At 56.1% G+C, this 24,176-nt stretch carries 18 protein-coding genes and 3 tRNA genes; 2 read left to right on the top strand and 19 right to left on the bottom strand.

The annotated features are described in order from the left end of the window. Positions 1-11: 11 nt before the first annotated feature. From murA to LIO98_RS13760, 19 genes are all read right to left on the bottom strand, one after another. Positions 12-1,292, bottom strand: coding sequence for a UDP-N-acetylglucosamine 1-carboxyvinyltransferase (murA, locus tag LIO98_RS13850; protein ID WP_291958423.1), 1,281 nt, complete (start codon positions 1,290-1,292; stop codon positions 12-14). Next, positions 1,293-2,417 carry a UDP-N-acetylglucosamine 2-epimerase (non-hydrolyzing) gene (gene wecB / locus LIO98_RS13845; protein ID WP_291958420.1) on the bottom strand — a complete coding sequence of 375 codons (1,125 nt, stop codon included), beginning with the start codon at positions 2,415-2,417 and terminating at the stop codon, positions 1,293-1,295. 19 nt (positions 2,418-2,436) lie between these two features. Then, a complete protein-coding gene (locus LIO98_RS13840) occupies positions 2,437-3,327 on the bottom strand; it encodes an MraY family glycosyltransferase (RefSeq protein ID WP_291958416.1) in 891 nt (296 codons plus the stop codon). Between the two features lie 49 nt (positions 3,328-3,376). Then, entirely contained in the window at positions 3,377-4,477 is a 1,101-nt protein-coding gene (gene upp / locus LIO98_RS13835) for a uracil phosphoribosyltransferase (protein WP_291958413.1), read from the bottom strand. Between the two features lie 28 nt (positions 4,478-4,505). Next, complete coding sequence (meaB, locus tag LIO98_RS13830) at positions 4,506-5,441, bottom strand: methylmalonyl Co-A mutase-associated GTPase MeaB (protein ID WP_291958410.1); 936 nt, start codon at positions 5,439-5,441, stop codon at positions 4,506-4,508. 87 nt (positions 5,442-5,528) lie between these two features. Further along, the gene (locus LIO98_RS13825; RefSeq protein ID WP_363304463.1) at positions 5,529-5,792 is read right to left on the bottom strand and encodes a flagellar biosynthesis protein FliR; all 264 of its coding nucleotides are present in this window, start codon (positions 5,790-5,792) and stop codon (positions 5,529-5,531) included. Between the two features lie 78 nt (positions 5,793-5,870). After that, positions 5,871-6,842, bottom strand: a complete 972-nt coding sequence (locus LIO98_RS13820; protein ID WP_291958407.1) for a Gfo/Idh/MocA family oxidoreductase — start codon at positions 6,840-6,842, stop codon at positions 5,871-5,873. A 54-nt stretch (positions 6,843-6,896) separates the two neighbouring features. Further along, positions 6,897-7,670 (bottom strand): polyphenol oxidase family protein, encoded by a 774-nt coding sequence (locus tag LIO98_RS13815; protein ID WP_291958405.1) that lies wholly within the window; start codon positions 7,668-7,670, stop codon positions 6,897-6,899. Continuing rightward, entirely contained in the window at positions 7,651-8,964 is a 1,314-nt protein-coding gene (locus tag LIO98_RS13810; protein WP_291958402.1) for a folylpolyglutamate synthase/dihydrofolate synthase family protein, read from the bottom strand. Before LIO98_RS13810 ends, LIO98_RS13815 begins: the two co-directional genes overlap by 20 nt. 5 nt (positions 8,965-8,969) lie before the next feature. Then, positions 8,970-11,633 (bottom strand): valine--tRNA ligase, encoded by a 2,664-nt coding sequence (locus LIO98_RS13805; RefSeq protein ID WP_291958398.1) that lies wholly within the window; start codon positions 11,631-11,633, stop codon positions 8,970-8,972. A 243-nt stretch (positions 11,634-11,876) separates the two neighbouring features. Beyond that, the gene (gene yihA / locus LIO98_RS13800; RefSeq protein ID WP_291958394.1) at positions 11,877-12,497 is read right to left on the bottom strand and encodes a ribosome biogenesis GTP-binding protein YihA/YsxC; all 621 of its coding nucleotides are present in this window, start codon (positions 12,495-12,497) and stop codon (positions 11,877-11,879) included. A 1-nt stretch (position 12,498) separates the two neighbouring features. Continuing rightward, on the bottom strand, positions 12,499-14,826 hold the full coding sequence (gene lon, locus LIO98_RS13795) for an endopeptidase La (RefSeq protein WP_291958391.1): 2,328 nt from the start codon (positions 14,824-14,826) through the stop codon (positions 12,499-12,501). Then, a complete protein-coding gene (gene clpX / locus LIO98_RS13790) occupies positions 14,813-16,138 on the bottom strand; it encodes an ATP-dependent Clp protease ATP-binding subunit ClpX (RefSeq protein ID WP_291958388.1) in 1,326 nt (441 codons plus the stop codon). Before clpX ends, lon begins: the two co-directional genes overlap by 14 nt. Before the next feature lie 58 nt (positions 16,139-16,196). Continuing rightward, positions 16,197-16,781, bottom strand: a complete 585-nt coding sequence (gene clpP, locus LIO98_RS13785; RefSeq protein ID WP_066744714.1) for an ATP-dependent Clp endopeptidase proteolytic subunit ClpP — start codon at positions 16,779-16,781, stop codon at positions 16,197-16,199. A 61-nt stretch (positions 16,782-16,842) separates the two neighbouring features. Next, complete coding sequence (gene tig, locus LIO98_RS13780; protein ID WP_291958384.1) at positions 16,843-18,201, bottom strand: trigger factor; 1,359 nt, start codon at positions 18,199-18,201, stop codon at positions 16,843-16,845. A 319-nt stretch (positions 18,202-18,520) separates the two neighbouring features. Then, positions 18,521-19,861, bottom strand: coding sequence for a sodium-dependent transporter (locus LIO98_RS13775; RefSeq protein WP_291958381.1), 1,341 nt, complete (start codon positions 19,859-19,861; stop codon positions 18,521-18,523). A 145-nt stretch (positions 19,862-20,006) separates the two neighbouring features. Continuing rightward, positions 20,007-20,084: transfer RNA gene (locus LIO98_RS13770), tRNA-Pro, on the bottom strand. A gap of 53 nt (positions 20,085-20,137) precedes the next feature. Continuing rightward, a complete protein-coding gene (locus tag LIO98_RS13765) occupies positions 20,138-21,031 on the bottom strand; it encodes a DMT family transporter (protein WP_291958378.1) in 894 nt (297 codons plus the stop codon). Between the two features lie 99 nt (positions 21,032-21,130). Further along, positions 21,131-23,323, bottom strand: a complete 2,193-nt coding sequence (locus LIO98_RS13760; RefSeq protein ID WP_291958374.1) for a TaqI-like C-terminal specificity domain-containing protein — start codon at positions 23,321-23,323, stop codon at positions 21,131-21,133. Positions 23,324-23,748: 425 nt separating this feature from the next. Here LIO98_RS13760 and LIO98_RS13755 point away from each other — a divergent pair. Continuing rightward, positions 23,749-23,824: transfer RNA gene (locus tag LIO98_RS13755), tRNA-Gly, on the top strand. A 23-nt stretch (positions 23,825-23,847) separates the two neighbouring features. After that, positions 23,848-23,922, top strand: a tRNA-Ala gene (locus LIO98_RS13750). Positions 23,923-24,176 lie beyond the last annotated feature (254 nt).

Raw genomic sequence — 24,176 nt, 5'->3', positions numbered from 1 at the left:
CTATTATTCCGTTATTCGGCAAAACTTATATCCGCTCCGAGGGCGCGCAGCTTGTCCACCAGTCCCTCGTATCCGCGCCAGACGTGCTGTAGGTCGCAGATCATCGTCTCTTCCTCGGTGGCGAGGCCGAGCAGGATCAGCGCCGCTCCCGCGCGGAGATTTGAAGAATGGACCTCCGCGCCGTTGAGTTTGCCGACGCCGGTGACGATCGCGATGTTGTCCTGAACTTCGATCTTGGCCCCCATCTTCTTAAATTCGTTGATGTGGAGAAGGCGCGAGTCGAAGACGCTCTCATGGACGACGCTGGTGCCGCCCGCGAGGGTCAGCACCGCCATCAGCTGCGGCTGTGTATCCGTCGGGAAGCCGGGATAGGGCATCGTCTTGATCGTTACGCCCTTGAGCGGAGCGACCCACTTCGCCGTAATCTTGCTGCCGAAGACGTCGATCTCGACGCCCGCCTCCTGCAGTTTGTTAAGTATCGCCTCCATGCAGTTCGGCGAGATGCCCTTCACGGTGACGCTGCCGTTGGTGATAACGCCGGCCATGAGGTAGGTGGCCGCCTCGATACGGTCGGGGATGATCTCGCCGCTTGCCGAATGGAGCGAATCCATGCCGGTGACGCGGATAGTCTCCGTGCCGTCGCCCTTTACGGGGGCGCCCATAAGGCGCAGGATCTCCGCAAGGTTCACGATCTCGGGTTCTTTCGCGGCGTTTTCGATGAAGGTGGTGCCCTCCGCGAGGGCCGCCGCCATCATGAGGTTTTCCGTGGCCCCCACCGAGGGGAAGTCGAGCGTTATCGTCGCTCCTTTGAGGCGTCCGGCGGTTGCCGTCACCGCGCCGCCCTTGAGCTCTATCTCCGCCCCCATCTTCGTAAGTCCCTTGAGATGAAAGTCGAGGGGACGGCTGCCGAGCACACAGCCTCCCGGCAGCGGGAGCAACGCGCGGCCGCATCTCGCGACGAGCGGGCCGAGTACGAGCGAGGAGGCGCGCATCTTGCGCACAAGCTCCACCGGCGTTTCGCAGTTGAGCTCCTCCGGCACGTCTATGGTCATGCAGTGGTCGTTAAAGTCCACCTTCGCGCCGAGATGGCGCAGCAGATCGCACATCGTGTGTATGTCGTAGAGGTCGGGGACCCCTTCCAGCTTCAGCGCCTCCCCCTTTAAAAGGATAGAGGCCGCCATTACAGGCAGAGCGGCGTTTTTGGCTCCCTGGACGGAGATGGTCCCGCTGAGCCTTTTGCCGCCGCGTATGATCATTTTTTCTGCCAATTTCTTCAATCCGTGAGTTTCCATCTAATCCCGCAGACTCTCCTTTAGAGTATTTGCTATCTTGATCGAGGCCGTGCCGTCTCCGAAGGGCTGCGCCGCGCATCTCTTTTCTATCCCGGCTATTATCGCCGGGTCGTTCAGCAGTTCGAGGGCGGTGTTAAGTATCTTCTCCCTGTCGACGCCTACAAGCAGGCCGCTGCCGTGCTCCACCGCCTCGGGGCGCTCCGTGACGTCTCTGAGGATGAGCACCGGCTTCTTGATCGCCGAGGCCTCCTCCTGTACGCCGCCGCTGTCGCTGAGGATAAACTTTGAGGCGTTCATCGCCCAGACGAAGTCCGGATAGTCGAGCGGATCGCAGAGGATGACCTTCTCCCTGCCGTCGAGGTATTTATGTATTATCTCACGGACGGCGGGATTTTTGTGCATCGGGATGACCATCCACAGCTCGGGGTGGCTCTCGAGTATCCCCACTAGGGCGCGGCAGATATCTTCAAGCGGCTTTCCCCATGATTCGCGGCGGTGGGCCGTGACGAGGACGAAGGGCGCGCCCTCGGGCAGAGCCTTGAGCTCTTCACACTCCGGCTTGGTCTGGGCCGCGACGGTGTAGAAGAGCGCGTCGATCACCGTGTTTCCCGTGACGCTTATGCCGCTTTCGGGGAGCCCCTCTTTTCTGAGGTTCTCCGCCGCGAGCTCAGTCGGCGCGAAACCCCAGGTCACGATCTTATCGATGAGGACGCGGTTCATCTCCTCGGGGAAGGGCAGCCTCATATTCCAGCTGCGAAGTCCCGCCTCGACGTGGCCGATGGGAATATTGCGGTAAAAGGCGGCGAGCCCCGCCGCGAAGGTTGTCGTCGTATCGCCGTGCACCAGCACGGCCGCCGGCTTGACCTCGTCGAAATATTCCCCCGCGCCGGTGAGCACCGACGAGGTTATGTAATCGAGCGTCTGGCGCTCCTTCATGATGTGCAGATTCCTGTCCGCCGTGAGGCTGAAGAAATCAAGCACCTGGTCGAGCATGGCCGCGTGCTGTCCCGTGGCCAGTATCCTCACGTCAAAGTAGTCCTGTTTCATCAGCGCTATAACGACGGGGGCCATTTTAATGGCCTCGGGTCTTGTCCCTATGACGCATACTATTTTTTTCTTGTCCATTACGGCGCCTCCTTATCTGTTAAAAGAATTTGAATACCGGCAGCCCCATAAGGCGCATGCCAAGGGCGATGATGAGCGCGTGCGCCGAACCCATCACGATGAGCGTTGCGAATTTCGGCAGGCCGAAATCCTGCAGCTTGTGGTGCGCGTGTCCCCTGTCCGGCTCAAAGGGGGACTTTTTGTGGAGCACCCTGCGCGTCATCGCGACGAGCGTGTCCATCACGGGTACGCCGCCGAGAAAGAGCAGTATAAAGGCGAGGTGTATAAAGCCGGTCCCGAAGATGTGCGGGAATATGCTCCACGCGAGCTGTGACGAGCAGATGTATCCCAGAAGGGTGCTGCCGCCGTCTCCGAGAAAGGTGCGCGGCTGCGGGAAGTTCCAGAGCAGGACTCCGAATACCAGCCCCGCGAAGGGCAGCCATACTCCCCTGCCGCCCACGATCAGCGCGCAGAGCGCGGTGATGAGCGTTATCGTGAGGCAGAGGCCGTCCATTCCGTCTATAAGATTGTAGGCGTTGGTGGCGCCAGCGATCCAGAAGACGAAGAGCGCCCGCTGCCACAGAGGAACGGGCAGCGGATAGATGACCCAGGCCGCGGCAAGGAGGTGGAATATCAGGCGCAGGAGAGGCGGCAATGGGTGCATGTCGTCCATGTAGCCGACAATGAAAATCACCGACGCTCCCGTGGCGATATAGGGCACCTCGACACCGGGGTTTCCGGTGAAGAGGGCCCACATAAGATAGCCGCTCCACAGAACAAGCCCCGCGCCGCGGGGCATGATGTTGTGATGTTTCTTTCTTCCTCCGGGGATGTCAAGCAGGCGGAATTTCTGCGCCAGCGCGATCGCGATCGGCGTACCGACCAGTCCCCAGAGGAAGGTTAAGAGCGTAAACAGATAGATTGAAAGCAATTTATATTCCTTTCATTTTTGTGGAGCCGCAGGTCAGGCGGCTTTTTTATTACTTTGTTCCGAAGAGCCTGTCTCCAGCGTCTCCGAGTCCGGGAACTATGTACCCGTGGTCGTTGAGATGGCTGTCGACGGCCGCCGTGTATATATCCACGTCGGGGTGAGCCTCGTGGAAGGCGGCGATACCCTCGGGAGCGGCGAGCAGCGATACCAGTGAGACCTTTTTGCCGCCCCTGTCCTTGATGTGGCTGACGGCCGCCGCCGCCGAACCGCCGGTGGCGAGCATCGGGTCGACGACGAATATCTCTCGCTCCGAAATGTCGCATGGCAGTTTGCAGTAGTAATCGACGGGTTTCAGCGTCTCTGGGTCGCGGTAGAGGCCGATATGCCCCACCTTCGCGTTGGGAACGAGTTTAAGGATCCCCTCCACCATGCCGAGGCCGGCGCGCAGAACGGGGACGATCGCGAGCTTTTTGCCCGATATAGTGAATACACGCGTCTTCGCGACGGGGGTCTCGATCTCCACCTCTTCCAGCGGCAGGTGGCGCGTCACCTCGTATACCATGAGTCCGGCGACCTCCTGCACGAGGTCGCGGAAGTCCTTCGATGAGGTCTCTTTATTGCGCATGAGCCCGAGCTTGTGGCGCACCAGCGGGTGGTCGATGACTACGGTCCTGCCGTCGCCGGAGGCCGCCTCGCGGGAGTTTGAGTTCTCGTTTTCGTAGGCGCTGATCTTCTCAAGCCGGAAGCAGTGCCGTCCGCCTTCGAAGGGCTCCGCGAGCCACGCCTTGACCATGTCTTCGGCGACGTCCGAGCCGAGCACACGCGCCCCGAGCACGAGGACGTTGGCGTCGTTATGGCGACGGCTCATGACCGCCGTAAAGTGGTCGTGGCAGAGCGCCGCGCGTATTCCTTTGACCTTGTTCGCGACGATGCTCATGCCGATGCCGGTGCCGCAGACGAGGATGCCGCGCTCGGCCTTGTGGCTCGCCACGGCGTCGGCGGCCTTGAAGCCCCAATCGGGGTAATCGACGCGCACGTCGCCGGAGGCTGTGCCGCAGTCGAGCACCTCATGCCCTGCGTTAGCGAGGCTCTCCTTTATCTCTTCCTTTAGTTCATATCCCGCGTGATCTGAAGCTACCGCTATTTTCATAATTTATCAGTTCCTCCGTATGGATTATTTATTTTATAATCTTCTGAATTATTTCGCTCGCGAGCGTATAGGGGTCGGCCTTTCTTGATGAAAGTTCATCCATCAGAGAATCAGTTCGGCGCTCCTTCCAGGCGTTTTCCACGAGCAGCGATATTTCGCCCCTCAGGATCGCTTCGACCTCCATCTCAAGCTGCGACCAGCGGCGGCGTTTGCCCTCTTCGCTGTTGTGGAGGTAGGCGCTGTGATTTTTGATGATCTCCTTTACCTCGTCGATGCCGGTATTTTTGTTCGATGAGACGAGCGCCACCGGCGGCACCCATTCGCGCTCGCCGAGCATCTTGAGCATCACCTGAACGTCGGCGGCCACCTTGTCCGCCCCCTCTTTGTCGGCCTTGTTGACGACGAATACGTCGGCGATCTCCATGATGCCGGCCTTCATTATCTGCACGTCGTCGCCCATGCCGGGGGTGAGGATGAGGCAGACGGTGTCCGCGATCTTCACGATGTCGACCTCAGACTGCCCGACGCCGACGGTCTCGATTATCACGACGTCGAAGCCGCAGGCGTCGAGGATCAGCGCCCCTTCGTGTGTGCCGCGGCTGACGCCGCCGAGGTTGCCGCGGGAACCCATGCTGCGGATAAATACGCCCTCCTCAACGGCGTGGTCCTGCATGCGCAAGCGGTCTCCCAGTATCGCGCCGCCTGTGAAGGGGCTTGAGGGGTCTATAGCGATGACGCCTACCTGCTTGCCCTCTGCTCTGAACTGCGCTATAAGACGGTTCACAAAGGTGCTCTTCCCCGCTCCTGGGCTGCCTGTAATACCGATTACCTGTGCCCTGCCGGTCTTTGGATAGACGGCCTTCATGATCTCTTTGGATGTGGGGGAATCCGCCTCGACGAGACTTATGAGGCGTCCGATCGATCTCGTATCTCCGGCTAACGCGCGTTCGAGTAGCTTATTCATGGTCACAACTCTCCCTGTGTTTATTTTAAATTATACTGTGAGCGGGGCTGGAAGCATGGCTTCCTCCGTCCCGCTCAATATGTTCGTTCATCTGCTGAATAAAATGTCTATCCCCGCAAAGCTGTATAGGCCAAGCCCAATGGAGGCGGCAAAGGTAAAGCCGAGCACCATCCTCAGGTAGATCACCCAGGTCGCGCTTCCCGGCCACTTCCCTGACTGTATGTTGACGACCATACGCGCAAGAAGGAGCGATACGCCGAATAGGCCGAGGGCTACAAAGGCCTGAATGTTCACCGATGGTACATTTTTTAAAAATCCAAACAAATCCAGCTTCACCCTTTCAGGAGCCATATACAATAAAAAAGAGAGGAAAACTCTTCCTCTCTAAATAATAACGCTTAATCTGCCTTATGTCATGGCCTCTTTTCTTTATATTGCCGAAAGCAGCGAATAATTCTGTTTTTTTTCTTCATGGATCTGGCGCAGCGCGGCGACACATACCTCAAGGGCGCGTTTGCCGTCTTTGATGCCGACCATCGGCTGCAGCCCCTCGCGGATACATGAGATAAAATGCTGGAGCTCCATCTTAAGAGGCTCGGTCTTGGGGAACACGGGATGTTCCATCACCTCGACGATGTTTCCGCCGCTCTGACGGACGCAGCGCTGCACGGTGATATCCTGTGTCTCATAGTTGACCGTCACAAAGCGCTCCGCCTCCGTGATCTCCATCTGGCGCAGCCGCTTTTCAGAGACGCGGCTGACAAGTATCTGAGCCATCGCGCCGTTTGCGAAGCGCATCTGGACCGAGGCGATGTCCTCATGGTCCGTGCGGATGCATTTGCCGATCGCCGAGATCGAGACGAGGTCCGAGTTTATCATCGAAAGGATGATGTCGACGTCATGTATCATGAGGTCAAGTACCACGCCGACGTCGCTGATGCGCGGCGAGAAGGGACCCATACGGCGCGTCTGGATGAAGTACGGATCTTTGATGAATTCACGGGCGTGCTCCACGGCGCTGTTGAAGCGTTCTATGTGACCGACCTGCAGGATAACGTCTTTCTCCACCGCGAGGTGCAGCAGCCTTTCCGCCTCGTCGACGCTTGTCGTGACAGGCTTTTCGACGAGCACATGGACGCCGTGCTCCATCGCCTTTTTTGCGATCTCATAGTGCATGCTGGTGGGAACGACGATGCTGACCGCGTCCGGACGCGTCTCTTTGAGAAAGGTTTCAAAATCGCTGTATGCGCTGACCCCCAGCGGCTCCGCTATCGTATGCGCGCGTTCGTCGTTGATGTCCACCACGCCGACAAGCTGAGCTCCCAGTATCTCCGTATATACTCTCGCGTGGTGCATCCCAAGATGCCCGACGCCTACGACTCCGACCCGTACTGCTTCCATACATTTCACCTCTAGGAGAGTGGTATAAGCTCACGCTTTATATAATTTTCACATCTATCTCTGTTTTTTGGCACTTCCCGCCAGCAGAAATATTCTTTTTTTCTCATCGCCTGCGCGGTACGAATAGAAGTAATCATTACGGCAGCAGGTACAGCAATCATACATATAAATTTTATCATAAATCAGGCCGATTTCTATAAGCTGACGGGCTATCTGACCTTTGATATCAAAATTGAAACCTTCGCTGTTTTCCGAGACGTTTTCCGGCGCGAAGCTCCTTACCGCCAGCTCTGTCGTCGGGTCTTCCCTCCGCCGCGAGTAGCATTCCCCGCCGATCGCGGGACCGATCCACGCCCACATCTCGCCGGGGTGCTGTCCGGGGTGTTTCGCGAGCGCCAGCTTTACGGCGGCGGAGGCGATATTCTGCAGGGTTCCCTTAAAACCGGAATGCAGCGCCGCCATCCATGGCCGTTCGGCCGCCCCGGCGATCACCACCGGCGTGCAGTCCGCGAAGCGCAGGCTTGCCAGCGGATATGCGCCGTCCTCGATAAATACGCCGTCGGCGTCCGGTCTCTGCGGAAGAATCTGCCCGCCGTCGGCCTCAATGATATTTACGCCATGCACCTGACGGGGCGCGACGAGCGGCCTTTTATCATAGCGGGCGGAGAGGGCCTTCCAGACCGTTTCGGGATCGCCCTCGGCGGCGTCGTTCAGCGCGCCGCGGGCGTACAGCTTCGCGAAAAAGCTTTCCCTCAAAACAGAGGGCATTATCATTTCGATGATAATGCCGCTCTCGTCCTCATAAGTTTTAAATCCTTCGAAGTTCATCTTTTCGTTCCTTTATATATCCGACGAGGAAGAGGCTGCCGCAGCAAAGCACCGGCGCGCCCTCTTTGGAGGCCTCGGCGATAGCCGTAAGCGGCTCGTGAAAACTTCCCCCGCTCTTGAGAGCGGCCTCCGACGCCGCCCGCTCCATCTCCCGCGCGCCAAGCGAACGTTCATTTCCCGGCACCTCCGTGCAGTAGAGGGTGACGTCAAGTCCGCGCAAAAATGAGAGCGCGCCCGCGATCTCCTTGTCGCGCATCATCGCGATTACTATGTTGACATGGCTGCCGCCCATGAGGGCCTTCAGCGTCTCGGCGATGCGCCTCATCGCGTGCGGGTTGTGCCCTCCGTCGACTAGCACGGTGGGATCCTGCGCGATCACCTCCATGCGTCCGGGCCAGAGAGTCCCGGATAGGCCTTCTTTTATCGTATTCGCCGTTATCTTTGGGAATGCCGGACTGAGCAGACGCGCGGCGGCCACCGCCAGCGCCGCGTTCTCCGACTGGAAGGTGCCCACCAGCGGAGTGCGGTACCGCTCTTCCCCGCCATCGTTTTTGTCCCTCAGGGTAAAATCCGTGCCGGAGAGCGAATAGTCCGCCTCCGTTACGCTATATCTGGAGGAGAAGATATGCGGGGCGGCGCCGTGCAGCTTCGCGGCGATGATGAACTGGGCGTCGAGCCTTGGATCGCCGGCAAAGAGCGCCGGCGTATCCCGGCGCATGATGGCGAACTTTTCAGCGGCCACCTTTTCGAGCGTATCTCCGAGGTATTCCGTGTGGTCAAGGCCTATCGGCACTATCAGGCTGAGCCTGACGTCGCCAAGGATGTTTGAGGCGTCAAGCCTGCCGCCCATCCCCGCCTCAAAGACGGCGATATCGGGCGACTCTTCGGCGAGAATTAAAATCGCCGCCGCCGTTATCAGTTCAAAATAGGTCGGAAGGTTGTCAGCAAAAAAGGAGGTTTTTTTTATTATCCGCTCAAGCAGGCCGATGGCGGCAAGCCACCTTTCGGTGGAGACTCTTTTATCGTCGATCACCAGCCGCTCGGAAAAGTCGACAAGGTGCGGACTGGTATATAGGGCAGTTTTATAGGTTGATTTGCGCAGAATTGCATAGAGGCTTGCCGCAGTCGAGCCTTTACCGTTGGTCCCCGCGACGTGCACGGAGGGAAATTTGTCCTGCGGCATGCCGGCCTCGCTGAGAAGGCGAGCGAGACGGGCAAGTCCCGGGCGGATGCCCGGGCTTGCCATCTCCTGCAATTTTTTTTCTACTTCGGAAAATCTCTCTTTTTCGTTCATTAAAATCAGTTGGTCAGGCTGCCGAGGTTTTCCTTCATGCGCTGAGCCTTCGTCTCGTTGTCGGCAAGGTTGCCCTTCTCTTTATCGATGACTTCGGCGGGAGCCCGCTCGACGAACTGCTTGTTCGCGAGCTTTGCCTTGCTCTTTTCGATATCCTTCTCAAGTTTGGCGATATCGTTTTTAAGGCGCTGTATCTCCTTATCCACGTCAAGCAGGTCGCCTACCGGCAGGTATACCTGCACGTCATCGAGCACCGAGGCGAGGCTTCTCTCCGGCTTCGCGGCGCCCTCTTCGGTGAAGGTGACCTTTTCCACCTTAGTAAGCAGCTCTATCTGCTTTTCGCATTCTTTGAGCAGCGCGAGCTTCTCTTTACTGTGAACGGCGAGCGTTACGCCGGGAATCATCTGCTGCGGCGCGATACGGGCCTCGGCTCTTAGGTTGCGTACCGCGCGGACCACATCCTGAATGAAGTCCATATCCGCGATCACCTTTTCGTCAACGGCGACGCGCGGCGCGGGCCAGCTGCTGTGCTCCACAAGGTCGGTGCCGAAGGGGAAGGCGTGCCATAGTTCCTCCGTCACGAAGGGAATGATCGGGTGGAGCAGCTTGAGGACGTCTTCAAAGACGGCGAGCAGAACGGCCTGCGTCGTCCGGCGGCGCGGCTCTCCCTCGTCGCCGCGCAGCGCCGGCTTTGACAGCTCAAGGTACCAGTCGCAGAGCTCGCCCCAGGTGAAGTCGTACATGAGGCGCGCCGCTTCGCCGAAGAAGTATCCGTCGAGCAGCCGCGTCATCTCCGCCGAAACCTGCGAGATGCGGTTGAGTATCCATTTGTCGTGGAGCTGAAGCTCCCTTTCGTCTATCTCCTGTCCCGCCGCGGCGTCTTCAAGATTCATAAGCGCGAAACGGCTCGCGTTCCAGAGCTTGTTCATGAAGAGCCGGTATGTCGAGATACGGTCGGTCGAGAGGAAGATGTCACGTCCCTGTACCGTGAGCGCCGCGAGCGTAAGACGCAGCGCGTCCGCGCCGTAGTCCTTCACGATCGTCAGCGGGTCGATGACGTTTCCGCGCGACTTGCTCATCTTCTGCCCCTTTTCGTCGCGTACGAGGGCGTGGATGTATACGTCGTGGAAGGGTACTTCGCCCTTCATTCCCTCAAGTCCGAACATTATCATCCTTGCGACCCAGAAGAAGATTATGTCAAATCCGGTCACAAGCACGGAGGTCGGGTAGAATTTTTTCAGAGTTTCGGTCTCGTCGGGCCAGCCCATCGTCGAGAAGGGCCAGAGTCCGCTCGAGAACCAGGTGTCGAGCACATCTTCGTCCTGGCAGAGTTCGGTGCTGCCGCACTTCGGACACTTGTGCGGCGCGTTCTCTTCGACGATGACTTCGCCGCATTTGTCGCAGTACCACGCGGGTATACGGTGTCCCCACCAGAGCTGGCGCGAGATACACCAGTCGCGGATATTCTCCATCCACTGGTAGTAGACGTTGGTCCACTGGTCGGGAACGAACTTTATCTTTCCGGCTTCAACGGAGGCTACCCCGGCGTCCGCGAGGGGGCGCGTGCGGACGAACCACTGTTCAGAAAGGTAGGGCTCGATCACAGTATGGCAGCGGTAGCAGTGCCCTACCGAGTGGCGCAGGTCGGTGACGGAGAGCAGCACGCCCTCTTTTTCAAGGTCGGCGACGATCGTGCCGCGCGCCTCAAAGCGGTCCTGCCCCTGGTATTTGCCGGCGTTCTCGTTCATTACTCCCTTATCGTCAATGACCTGTATCTGTTCGAGATTGTGGCGCTGGCCGACAAGGAAGTCGTTGGGATCGTGCGCCGGGGTGATCTTGACGCAGCCGGTGCCGAACTCGGGGTCGACCATGTTGTCCTCAATGACGGGGATGACGCGTCCCACGAGCGGCACGACGACCTTTTTGCCTACGAGGTGGCGGTTCTTCTCGTCGCGCGGGTGTATCGCGATGGCGCTGTCTCCGAGGATCGTCTCGGGGCGCGTCGTCATGACGATGACGCCGCCCTCTTCGCCGTCGGCGAATTTGTATGAGACCTCATAGAACTTGCCGTCCATCTCCTCGTGCTCGACCTCAAGGTCGGAGAGGGCCGTCTGGCAGCGCGGGCACCAGTTTATGAGGTATTTCCCGCGGTAGATTAGTCCCTTTTTATAGAGCTCCACAAATATTTTGCGGACGGCGCGCGAGAGCCCCTCGTCCATCGTGAAGCGCTCGCGGTCCCAGTCGCAGGAGGCGCCGAGCTTTTTGAGCTGGTTTATGATTGTGCTGCCGTACTGCTCTTTCCACTCCCAGACCTTTTTGACGAACTCTTCGCGCCCAAGGTCGTGACGTGATACGCCCTCTTTGGCGAGCGAACGCTCCACGACGTTCTGCGTGGCGATGCCCGCGTGGTCTGTGCCGGGCAGCCAGAGTACCTCGTAGCCCTGCATTCTCTTCGTGCGGCAGAGAATATCCTGCAGCGTATTGTCGAGCGCGTGGCCGACATGGAGCGAGCCCGTAACATTGGGCGGCGGTATGACGATTGAAAACGGCGGTTTTGGTGATGACGAATCTGCCTTAAAAAGCCCCTCAGCTATCCATTCCGCGTACCATTTGTCTTCAATGGGCACGGGATCATAGCTCTTGCCTAACTGCACCTTCTCGGAATCCATTTCCGTTTCCTCCTCAATGGGCCGGCCTGGTGGCGCGGTCCGTATCTATTCCCAGTCCGTCAGTCCGGCCGTTCCGGCACCTCTGGATTGGGTGCCGATGATTATATATGCCATCCGCGTCGCGGTCCGGTTTGACCTGTGGCTCCAACGTATTTATATACGCCTGCGCCCCAGGCCAAACCGAACCGCTTAGCGGCTGACACATCTAATCATCGGAATAGGCGTTTGGTTTTGCCTGCCTTTTTATCTTGCCTCCTGCGCGTCGAGCTTGATAATCTCGGAGAGGACCTCTTCGATGCCGGTACGCAGCTTCTCCATCTCGGCGTCGTTGACGCCGGAGGTGACGAAGGGCGGCAGAATAGAATCGATCCCGCCGCGCATTATCGTATTATACTGCCCTTTTCGCTTTCCGGGAGATATTTTATCTCCCTTGGTAAAGACTACGATACGGGGCATGTCCATCCTGTCGAGCCAGGCGGTGAGCTCGTTGTCGTTCGCGAGCGGCCCGTGGCGGAAGTCTATCAGGTGCACGACGTAGGATATCGGGCGGTCCTGGCTGAAATAGTCGTCTATCAGCTTCCACCAGCTTTTGCGCTCGTCCATTCCGCGCGCCGCGTAGCCGTAGCCCGGCAGGTCGACAAGCGAGAATTTATGCGGCTCCGCCTCGACATTGTAAAAATTTATGCTGCGCGTCTTTCCCGGCTTGGAGCTTACCTTAGCGAGCTTCCTGCCGAGCAGCGCGTTTATCAGCGTCGACTTCCCCACGTTTGAACGCCCGACAAAGACGATCTCGTGAGGTCCCGGAGGCGGCAGCTGCTGTTTGTTAAAAGCCGTGCAGAACAGCTCAGATTTCCATGCGCTCATCTTATTCCCCCGGTTTCAAGGCTAATTCAAAAACCTTTGTTATATTGGAAACATAGTGGAGTTTCATGCCGCTAAGCACCCAGTCGCTAAGTTCAGCCGTGTCCGGCCTGTTAGCTTCGGGCAGTATTATCTCTTTTATACCGAGGCGTTTTGCCGCCAGTGTCTTTTCGCGGATGCCTCCAATCGGCAGAACGCTTCCGTGCAGCGTCATCTCCCCCGTCATCGCGTATTTCGTGTCGATCTCGCGCCCCGTGAGTGTCGAGCAGAGCGAAAGGGCAAGGGTGATCCCCGCGCTGGGGCCGTCTTTCGGCACCGCACCGACCGGGACATGGATATGGATATCCTTTTTGCCCCAGGCAAAATCAGCGAGCCCGTAACGGTCCGCGTGCGATTTAAGGTAGGCGAGGGCGGTCGTAGCCGACTCCTGCATGATGTCGCCGAGGTTTCCAGTATATGTAACCTTGCCGGAGCCCTCCATGACGGCCGACTCGATGAGGATGACGTCGCCGCCGGCTTCGGTCCAGGCAAGACCGATAGCCGTACCGACGGCATTTTCTTTCGGTATCTTCGTGTTGTGGAGCTTCGGCGCGCCGAGTATCTTCTTGATACGCTCTTTGCCGAGCGAGCCTCTTTCCGGAGTTTCTCCCTCCGCCAGCTCAGTGGCGATCTTCCGCGCGACCTTTGAGAGCTCGCGGTCAAGCGAACGGACGCCAGCCTCCATTGTATAGGATGATACGATATCTTTGAGTGCCGCTTCGGATATGACAAAGTCCTCTTTCTCAAGGCCATGTTCCTTGATTATGCGAGGTATCAGATGACGTTTGGCTATCTTGATCTTTTCCTCCATCACATAGCCTGGAAGCGGAATGACCTCCATGCGGTCAAGGAGGGGTCTCGGTATCGTGGCGGCGGAGTTGGCGGTGGTGATGAACATGACCTTGCTCAGATCGAAGGGGACTTCAAGGAAGTTATCCGTGAAGTGCCAGTTCTGTTCAGGGTCGAGCACCTCCAGCAGCACCGACGAGGGGTCGCCGCGAAAATCGGAGCCGAGTTTGTCGATTTCGTCCATCAAAATCAGCGGGTTGTTAGAGCCGCACTGTTTTATCTTCTGTATTATACGTCCAGGCAGCGCGCCGACATATGTGCGGCGGTGTCCGCGTATTTCCGCCTCGTCGTGCATCCCGCCAAGGGATATATTGATAAACTCCCGCCCCATAGTACGAGCGATCGAGCGGCCAAGCGAGGTCTTACCCACGCCGGGAGGCCCGACGAAGCAGATGACCTGTGCGCGCATATTCTTTCCCGCCCGTTTTTTGACGGCTAGATATTCCAGAATGCGTTTCTTGACCTCTTCAAGCCCGTAATGGTCCTCTTCAAGCACCTTACGCGCGTTGGCCAGATCTAGGCAGTCCTCTGTAGAATTATTCCAGGGCAGTTCCACCAGCGTCTCGATATAGGTCCGCGCCATGGCAGCCTCCGGCGAAACGGGTGCCAGTTTTGTAAATCTTGAGATCTCTTTATTTACGCGCTCCATAACGGTATCCGGCATACCGGAGGCCAGGGCGGTGCCGCGAAGCTCCTCCGCCTCGCTCGCGGGGCTCTCTTCGCCTAGCTCTTCGTTAATGACCTTCAGCTGTTCGCGCAGATAGTAGTTGTGCTGATCCTTGTCTATCTCGGAACGCACGCGGTCCTCAAGGTCGCGTTCCAGCCCGAGCAGCTCATTCTCCGTTATCAGCATCTTAAGAAGCAGGCTCAGACGGTCCGGCGTATCAGCGGTCTCCAGTATCTTCTGTTTTTCGATGATGTCGAGGCGGCTGTGCGAGGCCACCACGTCACAGAGTACGTCGGGGATGTCTATGTCCCTTACGGAACGCGCGATCTCCTCCGGCAGTTTGGGGTCGAGGTGAACATTTTGCTCAAATTCACGCAGGATGGAGCGCATATGCGCGCGCATCTCAAGCGTTGGTTCGCACTTCTCAGTCTCCAGCGGCGTGACGGAGGCGAGCATGAATGATTCGTTGGTCGCGAATCTCACCGCCTCCGCGCGGTAACCGCCCTCGACCACGACCTTCAGAGAGCCGTCGGGCAGGCGCACGTTCTGGAGTATCTTGCAGACCGTCCCAATTTTGTAAAGTCCCTCGGGCTGTACCGTATCGGGATAGGGTTTTTTCTCTGCCGTAATGAATACTATCCGGTCGTGTTCGCCGGCCTCTTCGACCGCGCGCATCGAGCGCGGCCTGCTGATAAATAGCGGCGAGACCACGCCGGGAAAAACTATCATATCCCTCACGGGAATGACGGGATAGATAAGCGGTTTATTCTGCTCCATGCGCCTTGGCACCTGTTTCGACGAACGGTTTTTCAGTTCCCTCAACCGCTCCCTTTGTTACGGTGAGCGAAGCGACGTCCGACGTTCTGTTGGGTATCTCATACTGCAGGTCGAGCATGAGCCTTTCAAGGATGGTGCGCAGGCCGCGGGCGCCGGTATTGAGCTTGGAGGCCCGTTCGGCGATCGTCCTTACGGCGTCGTCGGTAAATTCAAGGTTTATATCCTCAAGGGCGAAGAGCTTCTTGTACTGCTTCAACGGGGCGTTTTTCGGCTCCTTGAGTATCTGGATGAGCGCATCTTCCGAGAGGGCCTCTAGCGCCACAAGAACCGGCAGACGCCCGATAAACTCGGGAATGAAGCCGTAGGCCCGCAAGTCGTCGGGTTCCAGCTTCTTAAGGAGCTCTGAGTTGTTTTGCCTGCTGGCGTTGGAGTTGATCTCCCCGCCGAAGCCAAGCTGTTTTTCGTTGGTACGCTGTGAAATTATCTTTTCGAGGCCGTCGAATGCGCCGCCGCAGATGAAGAGGATATTGCTGGTGTCGATGGGAATCATCTCCTGGCTGGGGTGTTTGCGCCCGCCCTTCGGAGGAATGTTGGCCACCGTGCCCTCAATAATTTTCAGCAGCGCCTGCTGGACGCCTTCGCCGGAGACATCACGCGTGATGGAGGTCGATTCCGACTTCCGCGCGATCTTGTCGATCTCGTCTATGTAGATGATACCGCGCTCTGCCGCCTGTATGTCAAAATCGGCGGCCTGCAGGAGGCGCAGGAGTATATTCTCGACATCTTCTCCGACATAACCGGCCTCGGTCAGCGTCGTCGCGTCCGTCATCGCAAAGGGGACGTGCAGCATCTTTGCCAGCGTCTGCGCGAGCAGCGTCTTACCGCTGCCGGTGGGGCCGACGAGAAGAACGTTGCTCTTCGGCAGCTCCACGTCGTCGTCGCCGACGGCGGGGTTCAGCAGCCTCTTGTAATGGTTGTAGACCGCTACGGAAAGCACCTTTTTCGCCTGTGCCTGGCCGATGACATACTGGTCGAGAAATTCCTTTATCTCCGCAGGTTTGGGCAGTTTATCTATTGATGGAAGAGAAGTATAATCGGGTTTCGTCTTATCCTGCGGTTTCTCCATCTCATCAGCGCCAAGGTGCTCGCCTCTCAGCAAAATGTTGCAGAGGTGGACACAGTCGGAGCAGATAAAGACGTTTGACTGTTGTCCCGCGAACAGCCTCGCGACCTCGTTCTGTGATTTACCGCAGAACGAGCAGCTATTTTTCTTTCTATCTTTGAATACGTTTTCGTTTTTATTATCATACATGCGAACTGGCTCCTCGCAACAAAATGAGGGGACTCCCGGTGGAATCCCCTCATCAGATTTAGCGTTTTTCGATTATCTTATCGACGATTCCATATTTTAAGGCCTCTTCGGATGACATGTAATAGTCTCTGTCCGTATCGGCTTCGATCTTGTCCAGCGGCTGCTTCGTATGCGCCGCCAGTATCTCGTTGAGTTTCGCGCGTGTTTTGAGTATCTCTTTCGCGTGGATCTCGATATCCGAGGCCTGTCCCTGCATACCGCCCATCGGCTGGTGGATCATTATCTTCGCGTTGGGCAGCGCGAGCCTCTTTCCCTCGGCTCCCGCGGTAAGGAGCACAGCTCCCATGCTTGCCGCCATTCCGAGGCAGATCGTCGAGACGTTCGGGCGGATATACTGCATTGTGTCGTATATCGCGAGCCCGGCCGAGACCGACCCTCCGGGGCTGTTTATATAGAGTGAAATATCCTTGTCGGGGTCTTCGCTTTCAAGAAAGAGCATCTGCGCCACCACAAGGTTTGCTACCGTATCATCGATCGCGGTTCCCAGGAATATTATCCTATCCTTCAGGAGGCGGCTGTATATATCATAGGAGCGCTCTCCTCTTCCCGACTGCTCTACAACTATAGGAACGTAGTAAGACATTATAATATTCCTCCTTTTATCTTCTATTTATCGTCTTAATGTCCTGCAAAATCAGGCGGAGCTATTCCGCCTCTTTTTCGACCTTTTCTTCGGCCTTCTTTTCCGGAACCTCGGTGACCTTCACCGTCGTTACGAGGTAATCGACCGTCTTGCGGTTGCGGATCTTCTCCGCCATCTCAAAGAGCCTGTCGCGGTCGCCGTAGATGTAGTCCTGGAGCTTCTTCGGGTCTACGCCGGACATACGGGCGATAGAGGTGATCTCCTGTGTCAGTTCTTCGGGAGTCCACTCGATATCGTTGGCCTCGGCCACCGCCTCAAGTACGAGCGCGCGCTTCACGATGTTCATCGCCGCCATGTCGAGTTCGGCCTCATAGCTCTCTTTGTTCATGCCGCTCTTTTCAAAGAACTCTTCCATCGTCATGTTGTTCTCTCTCTTGATTCTCTCAGCCTGCTGCTTTCTGATGGAATCCTTCTGACGCTCGATGAGCGTCATCGGGACATCTACCTCGACCATGCCGGCGATCTTGTTGACGATAGTGTCTTTGAGGTTCTCTTTGCTCTGGTTTTCCGCCGCGGCTTCGAGCTGCTTCCTGACCTCTTCCTTGAATTCGCCGGTCGTCTTATGCTTCGACTGCGTGATCTCAATTACCAGTTCGTCGGTCAGTTCGGGAGTGGTCTTCTTCATGATGCCGAGGATCTCTATCTCGTAGCGGCTCTTGACGACGTGGTCCTTTTTCGCCTCTTCACCCTCTACAGGGAGCTCTATTGAAACTGTCTCTCCGGGGGCCTTGCCGACAAACGCTTCGACAACTTCGGGACGCATCGTATCGGCGCCGAGGAATATCTCGGTCTTCTGTCCCTCTTCGGCCTTCTTCTCGCTGCCGTCTTCATAATAGAGGAAGGTATCGTACTGGACCGAGGCGTAGTCGTCCTTTGTCAAAGGACGCTCCTCGTAGGTGGGGACCATCTCGGCGCGGCTCTCAACGATGCGCTTGACCTGATCCTCGACCATCTCGTCCGTCGTCTCATATACGGTCTTTTCAACTTCTATCTCATCGAGGCTTGGCAGGTCAAACTGCGGTGTGACTTCAAACTTGACCGTCACCTCGAAACCCTCGCCCTCTTTGATCTCTCTGGGCTTAACATCGGGTTCGGCGATGAGCTTAAGCTCATATTCTTCTATCATTTTGTCGATAGCGTCAGGAACGAGATTCTCTATCGTCTCGGCGTAGACGGCATCTTTCGGGAAGTAGAGCTCAAGAGTCCGGCGCGGGATCTTGCCCTTGCGGAAGCCCTTTATGTTGGCCTGTTTGGATATCTTTTTGTAGGTGCTTTCAACAGCCTTCGTTACCTCTTCGGCGGTAAACTGGGCTTTGGCCTCCACGACGTTCTTTTCCTGCGAAAGTATTTCGGTCTTCAATTTATTTTCCCCTTTCAAATTATTACAACGCTCTATGTTCAACCATAGCATTTTACCATAACTAACTAATTTCCACACATAGAGATTGTGGAAAAGTTTCAAAATATGTGCCAATTCACTAAAAACACCGGGAGACCGTTGCCCTCCCCCACTCCACGCGTCTCCATATACCCTGCCTGCCGGATGTTTCCGAGATGGTCATGAGGTAAACGCGGAGACTTTACGGAATGTGACGCGCACAAATATATCATAGCCTGGGCAGGCTGAAAAGCGGTATTTTATGGACGTTATTTTTCTGACTTTACCTTAATGTACCAGACTAGCCGATTCCTCCCGGCGTTACGATGCCAAGCAGCAGCACAATAACCGTCAGCGCGCAGTAGATATACTTGCTGAGCGGATATATCCAGACAGGCAGCGGCTTGCCGCGTCCCTTCATGAGCTCTCCGGCGACATATCTTTTGCCGAATACCCAGAAGAACATGATGCCGGCCATCCCCGCTCCCAGCGGGCAGACATAGATTGAGACAAAATCCATCCAGCCGCCGACGATTCCCTGAATGCAGGTAGAGACCATGAGACCGGCGACGGCGATGCAAAGGCAGGCCTGGAGGCGGCTGAATCCCAGCCTCTCCTGCAGCGTGGCTATCGGCGTCTCATAGAGGTTGATAAGAGAAGAAATCCCCGCGAAGGTTACGGCGACGAAGAAAATTATCACTATCAGAACGCCGCCCGGCATATTTTTAAAAAGGTTCGGCAGCGCGATGAACATCAGCCCGGGGCCTCCGGTGTTTAGCTGCGCGCCCGTGGTGGCAATGGCGGGAATGATGACGAGCGCGGCGAGCATGGAGGCGATCGTGTCAAAGACGGCGACGTTACGCGCCGAGTAGAGCACGTCCTCTTTGTCGCTGAGATATGAGCCGTAGATCAAGGTACCGTTTCCGGCTACGGAGAGCGAGAAAAACGACTGCCCCATGGCGTATATCCAGGTCATAGGATCGCGCAGCCCCTTGGGATCGATGGTAAATATATATTTATACCCGTCAGCGGCCCCCTCCTGAAAAAAGACATAGACGCCGAGGCAGATAAATAAGAGGAAGAAGAGCGGCATCATGATGCCGTTAGCCCTCTCAATACCGTTGCCGATACCCATGATGAGGATAAAAAAGGTGACGGCGATGGCGATCCACTGCCAGAGGTTATTGCCAAAGGCGACCGCCATACCGCCGAACAGCGCCCCAAATGCTTCGGGAGAGGCCGGCGCGAGAGTGGCCCCGCTGAAAGCCCCGAAGGTGTACTTGAATATCCAGCCGACGACGACGGTGTAACCAATCGCCAGCGCCAGAGAACCGAGTACGGGGACGATTCCGAGTGTCTCTCCCAAACGACCGCTCCAGCCACGCGATTCTACCGCTTTTTTAAAGGCCCCCATTGGCCCGGAACGCGTGCCGCGCCCGAAGGCCATCTCTCCCGTCACCCCCGAAGATGCGATCAAAAAAACGAAAATTAAATAGGGTATGAGAAATGTACCGCCGCCATAATGCGAAACTCGCTGCGGGAACATCCAGATATTGCCCATACCGACGGCGGAGCCGATACAGGCCAGAATAAAGCCCCATTTACTGATAAAACCGTCTCTAGCCTTGCCTTTGCCGGCCATCACACTTCACTCCAGTTTTTAGGTTATTATTTTTTCGGGCAGATTTGCCTTATCTATATAATATCATCTGCATACGGTTGACATACCAAATATGTCTCGAGCAAAAAAATAGGCTCGGCTGCGATAGCCAAGCCTTTGATATCAGTGGTCGGGATGGTCGGATTCGAACCGACGACCCCCTGCTCCCAAAGCAGGTGCGCTAACCAGGCTGCGCTACATCCCGAGTACTGGAAGATTATACCATGAGAATCAATTTAGGAAAGAGGTATTTTTATTTCACGCGCCCGGTTCCATGTCCATTCCAGATTTTACCTCCTGTATCTGCGCAATGAGGGTCGCGAGGAACAGAATCGCGCAGCCGATTATTTCGCGCTCGGAGAGACGTTCACCGAGGACCAGATAACCGAAGACCGCGGCGAAGAGCGCTTCGGCGCTGAGTATAATACAGGTCGTTACGGGGCTCACGTCCCTCTGCGCAGCCATTTGGAGCGTATAGGATATGCCGGTGCAGAAAAGTCCCGCGTAGAATACCGGCAGCCATGAGGCCAGCAGCGGCGCCAACTTCGGAGCTTCAAACAGGAACATCGCCGCGGCGGAGAAGAGAGCCACCGTCCCGAACTGCACTGTCGAGAGCTTGACCGTATCATAATATTTCGCAAAACGGTCGCATATCATTATGTGAGCCGCCCAAAAGAGGGCGCTGGCAAGGATAAGGGCGTCCCCCGTCTCAATCCTGAAATCTTCTTTGATCGAGAGCAGATAGAGCCCCACTGTGCTGAATATAATGGCGAAGGTCGTCAGCTTGGAGGGAATTTTTTTCATAAAGAGGCCGTAGACTGGAACGATCACGATATACATCGCCGTAATAAAGGCGGCCTTGCCGGCCGTTGTATAAAGCAGCCCTATCTGCTGCAGACCCGAGGCGATAAAAAGCGCGCTGCCGCAGAGGACGCCGCTCCGGAAACAGCCGCGCCAGTCCGATATGACGGCGGGATTTCCGCCAGCTCCCGCGCCTCTGCGCCGGTCCATAAGCAGGGCGAATGGGACCAGAAAAAGGAGCGCGACCACATACCTTGCCGTGCAGAAGGTGAACGGTCCGATAAACTCCATTCCCAGTATCTGGGCGACAAAAGAGGTACCCCAAATCAACGAGGCCGTTGAAAGCATCATTACAGAGAACATGCGGCGGTTATTCATCTATATCTCCAACCAGACAAAATTTCATCGCCGCCGTTACAGGCGGCATGCGGGAGCATTATACATCATCCGTCAGTTATTTTCGACGATATTTATCTCGGCAGGCGTCAGCCCGTAGAGCCTGTAGACTGCCCTGTTCAGCTCCTTCTCCGTTTGAAGCGTCTCTCCGTCCGGGCGGCCGTATTTTGCCGGCGGGTTAAGCGCATATATGCGCGAAAGCTTTTCGCCGTAAGCGGTTATTTCCGCTCTAAGACGCCGCTGAGAGGCGTTTGCGGGATTCATCCCTCTGACCGGCAGCTCCGCAAGCGTCGAAGGACGCAGTTCGAAATAATCATTCATGAGCGGGGCCGATACGGAGCGGAAGATGAAGCTCATAAGTCTCGAATTAAGCAGCGCCAGGAGAAAGCAGTCTCCGCTGTCGATGATACAGCACTTATCGTTCGCGTAGGCGCCGCCCTCGTCCAGAACGGCGGAGATGCCGCGGCATATCACCGGCAGAAGTATTTTTTGCCTCTGAAAGACATCGTAATAGCGGCAGGGACGCAGCTCCCACCAATAGTCGCCTCGGTCACGCCGCTTCGCCGCCTTGGCCTCGTACCTGGCAAGGTGAGAGGCCAGCCGTGGGTAATTCTGTGCAAACCACAGATAACCCTCTTCGAGCTCGCGCCTTCTGTCGGTGTAGCCTTTGGGCATGAAAATGAGGTATTTCTTCACCGGCGGCAGGTAGTAGCGTTTTATATCGCGGCCGGAATAGAAGGGGACGATAAGCTCCGCCGAGGCCGGTTCCTCCGCTGATATCGCCTCCGCCGTTTCGGGGCTGATGACAAAAGCCTCGTTCAGCCCCGTGAGGATTCCCCTGTATATTTTGTTGTCTGTGCAGTGCGAAAGAGGGACTCCCCTTTCGCGCATATCCGCCACGAGCGCCGCGATCCCGCTTTCCGGGAAGCTCCACGAAGCGGAGGAAAATTCGCCCTCCGACAGTGGGCGCGCACGCTCCTCCGCGTACTCCGGCAGAGGCGTGTCCTTCGGTCTTGCGGAGGCGTTGATGAACTTTACGCCGCCTCCCTCCGGCTCCTTCAGCACCGATACTACGGAAAGCGGCATGACGGTACCCTTTAGCAGCGGCACCTTGCCCAGATCGGCGATGACGGCGGGATTGTGATATTGAAAGAAATCGCGCAGCCCAGCGCCGTAGTCGGATTTCATCCATTTGTTGGAGATCAAAAATACCGCGCTGCCGCGTGAAGAGAGCATCGAGACCGCCTTTTCCACATAATAACAGTATATATCGGCGTTGAAGCGCGATGAGGAGTAACCGGAAAGCAGCTCTTTTATCGAAGAGAACTGTTCGCTGCGCAGATGCGGCGGATTAGTTATTATCAGGTCAAATTTTACGTCTGAGAATATATTATCAACTAAAATACTGCCCCAAACAAAACGATCATCTTTTATCTCAGCCTGTGGAAATTTGAGTTTCAGCTCTGTTTTCAGGATGTCGAGGGCTGCGGCGCTGCAATCCGTTACGAAGAGGGAATTCTCAATGAATTCGCGTATTAACCGCTCCTCCGTGCGTGGCTGGCTCTCGCTAAAATACTTACCCAGCCCAAGGCGCACGGCGGCGATCTTTTTGATGAAGGCTCCGACAAGCTCGCCGCCGGCGGCCGCAATGTCGCAGAACCGTACCGAGGCAAGCTCGGCGTCAAGTTTCTTTGCGTCGCGCGCGAATACCGTATCGTCGAAGAGGATGCAGCTGTCGGAGAAATAGCCGTCAAGCGCGGCGGGAGCAAGGCCGCAGCTCTTATGGAGAAAATTTTTGATTCCCTCAGTAGAGAGATAGTCCAATATATCATCAGGAATGACGATGCCTCGCACCGCCGTGGACTCAATAAAAAGCGAAAGATATCCCTCGCCCCTCGCGGAGGTTATCGCGGCAAATACCGCGTCCGCGCCGTCGCTCTCCATATGCTTCATCAGAAATTTAACGCACTTCTTTTCCGAAGCCACCAGCTGTGTCCCGGGAGCGAGCTTTATCTGGAGGATATCTATTCTGCCCTGCCCCGCTTGGGGTATGTGGCGTCCCAACAGGCGATATGAAGAGATGGTATTTTTCAGATCCTGCGGTATATGAATGCCGGAACGTATCCACCTTTCCGTGGTGTTTATATTTGCAAATAGAGGTTTGATGCCGATGATGAACCTTTCGGAATCGAATTCCTCTTTCGATAAATACCGTTGAATGACAGATGAATTGCCGCCGCCCAGCATCGTACCCCTCCTCCAGCAGTTCTCCACTTTAGTATAATGCATAAGAGAATATAAAAACAGGGTAGTGAGAGGGCGAATATCCTATAAGAAAGCATTTGGATTAACAGCCGCAGCTTCGATAAGCATCATAGCCTCTATACAATTATTTAGCCCGCAATCTTTGACAGGGCGGTGCTCAGAGTGAGAGCACTTCCCTCGCACGGAAGGGGCCGGGCGTTCAAATCGCCTCCGCTCCACCATTAAAAGTCAGTAATAGCAAGTGTTTACGGTCTAGGCTGTAAACACTTCTTTCTTTCTCAAATAAAAGGTGCATTTCCGTGTTATTTCACAGATCTATTAGCTATGACTTTATCTCTGAGCAATAACACGGCGATATTTTTTCTTGACAGTTTGGGTATGCGGTGATAATATATTTCGCGTTGCAAGCGGAAATAGCTCAGTTGGTAGAGCGATGGCCTTCCAAGCCGTAGGTCGCGGGTTCGAGTCCCGTTTTCCGCTCCAATTATTTACCCGCAAACTTTGATGGGGCTGTAGCTCAGCGGGAGAGCACTTCCCTCGCACGGAAGGGGTCGGGCGTTCAAATCGCCTCAGCTCCACCATTAAAAGCCAGCAATAGGAAGTGTTTACAGCTTTGACTGTAAGCACTTCTTTTTTTTTGCTTTTATTACAGCTGCATCTCCATGCAGCGTCGTTTCACTGTCATATTTCCTGATTTGCCGCCGTCTGTTCCGCGGTAAAAGATATAGTACGCTGCCGCCCAGCGAAGATGCCGAATAAAAACAGCACCACGGTCATGGCGAGCAGGAAGATAACGGGCATAGTCCACGACGCTGCCTGATCATATAAAGCGCCC

It is taken from the genome of Cloacibacillus sp. (assembly GCF_020860125.1).
In the GTDB taxonomy this organism is placed as follows: domain Bacteria; phylum Synergistota; class Synergistia; order Synergistales; family Synergistaceae; genus Cloacibacillus.
Note: the sequence above shows the minus strand (reverse complement) of the source record. Positions and strands in the feature narration are given on the sequence as shown.